The organism is Lutibacter sp. HS1-25 (assembly GCF_004121075.1).
Classification (GTDB): Bacteria; Bacteroidota; Bacteroidia; order Flavobacteriales; family Flavobacteriaceae; genus Lutibacter.
Window position 1 is genome coordinate 101,827 of sequence record NZ_RHLN01000144.1, and the last position, 7,259, is coordinate 109,085.

The window sequence follows — 7,259 nt, forward strand, 5'->3', positions numbered from 1 at the left end:
GTCTATCGGTTTCCGAAGGTTTCCATAATCCAATTGGTTTTAATGATAGCAAGCCCACTTTTACGTGGCAGCTATCACAAGCGAGTAACATAAAAAATAAAACGGCTTATGAAATAGTTGTGGCCTCTAGACCTGTATTATTATTGAAATCACCAGATGTGTGATTATCAGATTGTTGAATCTGGAAAGGTTGATATGCGTCTACCTGTTGCAGCAGCCTTCGGTGGTTTTTATTTTGATATTGCCGCATGGGAATTATTAATACAATAAAACAAAAATGAAAAAATCATTTATTATTTTCGTAAATCTATTGCTAATTAGCAGTATACAAGCCCAAAATAACGATTGGGAAAACCAAAACGTCACGCAAATAAACAAAGAGAAGCCATCGGCTACTCTGTTTTATGATGATAGTTCTAATGATGTGACTTCGCTTAATGGCATTTGGGATTTTGCGTATTTTGATGACGTAAGCAAAGTTCCTGCTGATGCTAAACCTGAAAAGTGGAATAAAATCCAGGTGCCAGCAGCATGGGAAATGCAAGGTTATGGTACCCCTATTTATACCAACCAGATTTATCCCTTCGATAAAAACCCGCCTTTTATTGCAGGTATTAATGGTAATCCGGTAGGTATTTACCAAAGGGAATTTGAAGTAAATGAAATACAAGACAAAGAAGTGTATGTTTATTTTGGCAGTGTGTCTTCAGCTTTTTATTTATGGATCAATGACCAAAAAGTAGGCTACAGTCAGGATTCATGGTCGCCAGCTACTTTTAATATTTCATCTTACTTAAAAAAAGGAAAAAATACCTTGCGTATGCAGGTGTTTCGTTGGAGCGATGGTAGCTACCTCGAAGATCAGGATGGATGGCGTATGAGTGGAATTTTTCGGGATGTATTTCTGGTGGAGAAAGAAGCAGTTCATATTAGAGATTATTTCGTAAAAACGGATTTGGTAGGAAATGGTGCTCAATTGAATTTACAAATTGATTTGAGTAACAATAAAAAGAAAAAACTCAATAAATATAAACTGCAAATTTCTGTTAAGGATGATAGTGGAAAAGAAATTATAAATCAAGAACTACAAGCAGATGCAGTAGTTAATATGTCTGCGGATATTGTGAGCATTAAGCCTTGGTCAAACGAAGCTCCTAATCTTTATACTTTAGATATTCAATTAAAAAAAGGCAAAGAACTTGTTGATGAATTCCAATCAAAAATTGGATTCAGAGATATAGCTATTTCCGATAAGCAAGAGTTGCTGCTAAATGAGAATCCTATCATCATCAAGGGGGTAAATATTGTAGAGCACGACCCTGTTAATGGGAAATACGTTAGCAAAGAGCGAATGGAAAAGATAGTTAAGTTACTGAAACAATACAATATTAACACCATTCGCACTGCACACTATCCGGCCTCACCATATTTGTATAAATTATGCGATGAATATGGTTTATTGGTAATTGACGAAGCAAACGTAGAGTCGCAAGGGATGAAGTATGAGGAAGAGTCACTTGCGAAAGATACAAGTTGGCAAAAAGCCCATGTAGAGCGTTTGGAAGCTATGATGCACCGCGATAAAAATCACCCTAGTGTTATTATGTGGTCTTTTGGAAATGAAGCAGGCAATGGCGTAAATATGGAGGCTATGCAACGTGCCGCTAAAGCACTGGATAAATCACGCCCTACACATTATCATATTATTGATGGAGGTGTTTCCTATGATATTTATGGTGGCGGAATTATTAAATTTGGTAAATACGACTTTTTTGGTCGTTACCAATCAGTTGATGATTTGATTCATTTGGGCGAAAAAGGTACTGATCGACCATATCTTCTCAATGAATATGCACACTCAATGGGCAATAGTACGGGTAATCTGCAGGAATATGTTGATGCGTTCGAAAAATATCCTAACCTGATTGGAGGTTGTATTTGGGACTTGTCCGATCAGGGTATTACCAAAGGAACTGACGGCAGTTATGGTGTAAAAATAAAAGATGAGGAAACAGCACATCAAAAATGTAAAACCCCTGGGCAGGATTATTATTGGGCCTACGGTGGAAGCTTTGGTGATAAACCTAATTCAGGAGCTTTTTGTATTAACGGAATTGTGTTTCCTGATCTTACCCCAAGCAGCAAGACCGAGGAGGTAAAAAAAGCTTATCAGGAAATTGCTTTTAGTATAAAAAACTTCAATCAGGGTATTGTTGAAATTACAAACAAGTATCACGTTTTAAATCTGAATAACTTTGATTTTGAGTGGGCATTACTCAAAAATGGAGAAAAATTAAGCAGTATTCCATTTAGCATAAGTCTTGAAGGCTTATCGAAACAGGAGCTAACCCTACCTCAATGGAATTTTGTAGAAAACAGTAATGACGAATATATACTTCAAGTCTCTGCAAAACTAAAAGAAAATTCTAAATGGGCAGAAAAAGGATATGAAATAGCTTTTGAGGAATGGGTATTAGCTCCTCAAAAAACTTCACAAATGGTATTAAAATCTGATAAAAAAGTAAGTGTTAATGATGCTGGTTTACATATAGAAGTAATAGCTTCGAATCATAAATTTTTATTTGATAAGACGAGCGGAAATCTTTTGAAAGCTATAAAAAGTGGGAAGGAAATTATAACAGGGGGTATGGAGCTTTCCTTTTATAGAGCATCTGTAGATAACGACCGTTCTTTTAGAAAAGATTGGGATGACTTTCAACCTGATAGTTTAGATTGTACAGTAAATTCGTTTGATGTGAGGGTTGTTGGAAATAATGCAAAACTCTTGATTGCAAAGAGTTATAAATCGCCAAATAAAAAGATAGAAATTTCAACCTACGAAGTTTTTACTGTTACAGGTGAAGGAGAAGTTATTGTGGATTTAGGATTGGATTATTATGGTGATGCCTTGCCTAAATCGTTACCGAGAATTGGTTATACTGCTAAAATTCCAAGAACTTATGATGAAGTATCTTGGTATGGTAAAGGTCCTGGTAGCTCTTATAACGACAGGAAAACAGGAATGCGAATGGGAATTTACACAGCTGCAATAGATCAATTGTTTACAAATTACATTAAACCCCAAGCCAATGGCAATCGTTCGGAAGTACGATGGGTTAAGGTGGGTAATCAAAATCCAATTCAGATTAGTAGTCCAAAACCAATAAATTTTTCGCTTCAAAAATTTGATGCGTATCAGTTAGCAAAAGCACGTTTTTCATACCAACTTAAAGAAAACGAGTATAATATATTAAATATTGATTTTGAACAAGGTCCTCTTGGTAATGGAAGTTGTGGTCCGGCACCGTTAAAAAAATATTGTGTGCAACCAGAAAAGAGTGAATATAAATTAAATTTTAAATTTTAAATGTTTTGAAATACCATGATTGGATTTGTTAAAATTAAGTGCAAGTTGTTATTTATCTTTAAATGTTTTAATTAGCTTGATATGATTGTGGTTTGTTTTGGCTAAAAGAATCTATAACTATCCGTTGTGCATTTAAAATAATGCTAATTTTAATATTATTAATGTTTCTCCCAAAAATAAACTTATTGATATACTGAATAGTTGTTAAAGCAGTTATCTTAGCTACGATTCTAGTTTTAAAACCTTCAAAAGTTTTAGCATAATTGTGTTTTATCATAAATTGGTCACAAGGTTGTGAAAATAATGTTTTTATCCTTTTCTTATTTTTCTAAATACATAAGGTTGTATTTTGTAATTTTTTTGATTGCTTTTCATATGTGTATTTAGTGTTATGTTGCAGGTTTCAAACAAGTTAAGCTGTATTTCTATTGATAAATAGCCTCTGTCACCAATTAATGTACAATCACTTATTTGCATCTTAAATATCTTTAAGATAATTAATATCGTGTACAGATGACTTGTAATATTCCCCTTTTTATGAGACCTTTCGAATAGACTTTTTATTAGTAGTTAAATAAATCTAGTGATTTTCAGTAGTATGAACAACTTTTTCTTTTAAATCATAATGCACAAAGGGTGAGGTTTTTTTATTTCTTTTCTAATAAGCCTTAGTACAATGGTACAGGGTATGGAAATTAAAAACTTAAAATGTGCAGGACAAACAAATCCTATAGAAAATACAAAAACGCCTGTAATTTCTTTTTAAATACTTCAATTAAGCTATTAGCGGCTAAAATATTATCCATAGTTAAATTAGTTGACAATGTTTTGGCTAATAACCAAGATAGTACAGGATAAAACACGTAAATACTTGCTTTAAATTTATCAAATAAAAGATAAATAGCTCTCAAAAAAATAATATGGATTACAAAAATAGAGGAATAATACAAGTTAGTTTGATTTTTTGCTTAATGCTATTAACATCATTTAGTTTTGCTCAAACATCAAATTGGAAAGGCGCACAATGGATATGGCAGCAAGAAGATGGCCCATCCAATACATGGATGAGCTTTAGAAAAACAGTAACATTAGATGAAATGCTCAATCAGGGATAAGTGCGGATTTCTTGAGATAGTATTTTGGTTATGAATTAATATCAGTTTGCCCTGTATAAGACATCATATAAATACATTTCGATAAATAATGAGATAACGAGTATAGAAATAACGATAAAATAACAATTTTTACCCAAAAGGCTACAATATTTTAAACATAAAATAACAATTAGAATACCCTTATTTAAACAAATATAAACAGAAAACTATTAACTATGAAATATAAAACAATTAGATATTTAAGTCTTTTACTTTTTATTTTTGGAACAATATTATTAGCTCAATCCCAAGCAAAAGAGAGTTCTTTATGGGGACCCAACGGTGTTAATTGGGATCCAGCTGGTCGACTTCCTGATTTTTCTTATGCCGGTTATAAATCATCAAATGAGTCTTTGCCAGATATACCTATAGTTTTAAATCTTAATACAACAGGAGCAATACCTAACGATGCTATTGATGATAGTGCTGCAATACAAAGTTTAATTGACCAGCAAGCTTCTCTGCCTAGAAATCAACGTGGGGCGATATTCATTCCTAAGGGAACTTGGGTTATTGACAACCCATTGTTATTAAATATATCTGGTGTTGTACTTAGAGGTGAAGTTGATTTAAATGGAAAGCCTCTAACTACATTTTATTTTCCAGACGCAACATCTTCTACAACTGGATATCATATAAGTATGAGTGGTAGTTTTAAACGCATTAATATTGGAAGTGTACAATCTGATGTTTCACAAGGTTTAAATCAGTTTAATGTTACAGCTGGAAACACACTGAGCGTGGGAGATTTTATTCAATTAGAGCAAAAAGATCCTGTGGATGAGTCTTTATCAAGTTACCTTTTTGGTAATATTGATGCTATTGGAGCTAGTACCAAAGATCTTTCTATATATCCAACCGTATTTGCCTGGTATGCATACGTTACTGCTGTAAGTGGCAATACAATTACATTTGATAGACCATTACCTATAGAGATTAGAACGGCTTGGTCTCCTTACATTAGAAAAATGAATATGGATACGACCATTTCAGAAATGGGTATAGAAAATATTTCATTTGTATGTAATAATGATGAAGCCTTTGTGCATAATATATATCGAGGTTTCAAGATTTTACAATTAAATCAGGTAATTAATTGTTGGGTAAAAAATGTTGAATTAGTAGACTTAGAGTATGGTATTAGCATACGTGGAAAAAGTTGTTTTAATACGATAAGTGGTGTTGTAATAAGAGATGAAAAAAGAAATATACCATTACCAGCAGTTGAACCAAAGAGTACATTTATTTATAGAATGAAACAACAAGCTGGAGGTGGTCATCATCCTTTGGAAGTATTTCAAGGGTGTTATAATCTTTTTGAAGATTTTGATTTTAAAGATATTTATTGGCACGAATTAACTGTAGAAGGTACTGCTGCTTTTAATGTTTTTCGAAATGGTAAAGGAGTTTCAATAGCTTTTGATAATCATAGAAATTTTCCATACGCCAATCTTTGGACAAATATAGATCTTGGCAGACCAGAGCGTATGTGGTGGAATAGTGGTTCTAATCAGATAGGTGTTCCAGGTCGAGAAAGAGGTCCTAATTGCGGTTTTAGGAATACCTATTGGGGAATTACTTATAAGAATATAGTTCCTGATATTGAAATAGAACCAGCAGAAGTAGATGGGTTTAGTTATTTAAATTATATAGGGGTTGAAGGTGCTCGTAAACAAAGTTCACCAATAGACAAGGTAAATAGTCAATTAGTTGAAGTTTCGGGTGTTGGAGAGTGGATAGCTCAACCAGATTTATTTTTGGCTCAATTAGAACGAAGGAGATCTCCTTCAGAAGCTAATAATTTCTTAATTAAAACTATAGGAGAAACTTGTATAGATAAGAAAAATGGAAATGTTAAAATTGAAGCTGATGAAACTAGAAATTATACAGCAACATTAAAAGGAAATAATTTTAATTATACAGATAATTTCACAAGTATTTTAAATATTGATAATTTAAGTCCAGGGACGTATGATTTATGTATCACTGTTGAAGGTGTTACTTTTGAACAATGTTACAAAGTTTCCATAGCAGAAGCTTCTAACTTAAGCGGAAAAATACTTGTTGATAAAAAAACAGCATCTATTTCTATTGCAGAAGGAACAGCTCCTTATGCGGTTCTTAAAAATGGAAAAACCATTTTAGAAACATATCAAACCGATTTTTCTGTTGAAATAAATCATGGTGATCAATTGCAAATTCAAAGTAAATCAGCTTGTCAAGGTGTGCTTTCAAAAAGTATCGATTTATTAGAAAATGTGCGTGTGTATCCTAACCCAACAAACGGTTTGTTTGAGATGTATTTACCAGAAGGTATAAAAACATCAAACATAGAAATATACAATATACAATCTCAATTAATTTCTTCACAAACATACACAGTGCAAGGTGGTAGTGTTAGTTTAAATATTAGCGACAAGCCTGTTGGTGTTTATTTTGTGAAATTGAATTTAGAAAAGCCAGTATTTATTAAAGTAATAAAGAATTAAGATGAAAAAAACATATTTATATTTAGTTGTAATTTTAGGATTCATGGTTTCTTGTGGAGGTGGTGATGATGATCCTATTGAAGAAACACCAGAAAATAGACCTCCATCTGTTCCTGTGCAAGTTTATCCGTTAAATCAAACCCTTTGTATTAATAATTTTGTAGATTTTCAATGGAATAAATCACAGGATTTAGACAACGATTTATTGTCTTATAAGGTTGAAATTTCAGAAAACAGCGGCTTTACAAG

The 7,259-nt window shown here is 32.7% G+C and carries 3 protein-coding genes and 2 pseudogenes; 4 read left to right on the plus strand and 1 reads right to left on the minus strand.

Annotation, left to right across the window (positions count from 1 at the left end; genetic code table 11):
- The first annotated feature begins 277 nt into the window (after nucleotides 1-277).
- Nucleotides 278-3,367, plus strand: coding sequence for a glycoside hydrolase family 2 TIM barrel-domain containing protein (locus EC396_RS14515; protein ID WP_129367373.1), 3,090 nt, complete (start codon nucleotides 278-280; stop codon nucleotides 3,365-3,367).
- 136 nt (nucleotides 3,368-3,503) lie between these two features.
- On the opposite strand, the pseudogene EC396_RS18160 reads toward EC396_RS14515, so the two are convergent.
- Nucleotides 3,504-3,887, minus strand: a pseudogene (locus EC396_RS18160) (IS982 family transposase); the annotation flags it as partial.
- A gap of 451 nt (nucleotides 3,888-4,338) precedes the next feature.
- Between EC396_RS18160 and EC396_RS17935 the strand changes: the two are divergent.
- From EC396_RS17935 to EC396_RS14530, 3 genes and pseudogenes are all read left to right on the plus strand, one after another.
- Entirely contained in the window at nucleotides 4,339-4,482 is a 144-nt protein-coding gene (locus tag EC396_RS17935) for a hypothetical protein (protein ID WP_164975321.1), read from the plus strand.
- A 215-nt stretch (nucleotides 4,483-4,697) separates the two neighbouring features.
- The gene (locus EC396_RS14525) at nucleotides 4,698-7,010 is read left to right on the plus strand and encodes a T9SS type A sorting domain-containing protein (protein ID WP_129367375.1); all 2,313 of its coding nucleotides are present in this window, start codon (nucleotides 4,698-4,700) and stop codon (nucleotides 7,008-7,010) included.
- A 1-nt stretch (nucleotide 7,011) separates the two neighbouring features.
- A pseudogene (locus EC396_RS14530) lies at nucleotides 7,012-7,259 on the plus strand (hypothetical protein); the annotation flags it as partial.

Excerpts from the sequence above, each read along its gene's own strand:
- EC396_RS14525 (WP_129367375.1), top strand. The coding sequence starts at position 4,698 with ATGAAATATAAAACAATTAGATATTTAAGTCTTTTACTTTTTATTTTT.
- EC396_RS17935 (WP_164975321.1), top strand. The coding sequence starts at position 4,339 with ATGCTATTAACATCATTTAGTTTTGCTCAAACATCAAATTGGAAAGGC.
- EC396_RS14515 (WP_129367373.1), top strand. The coding sequence starts at position 278 with ATGAAAAAATCATTTATTATTTTCGTAAATCTATTGCTAATTAGCAGT.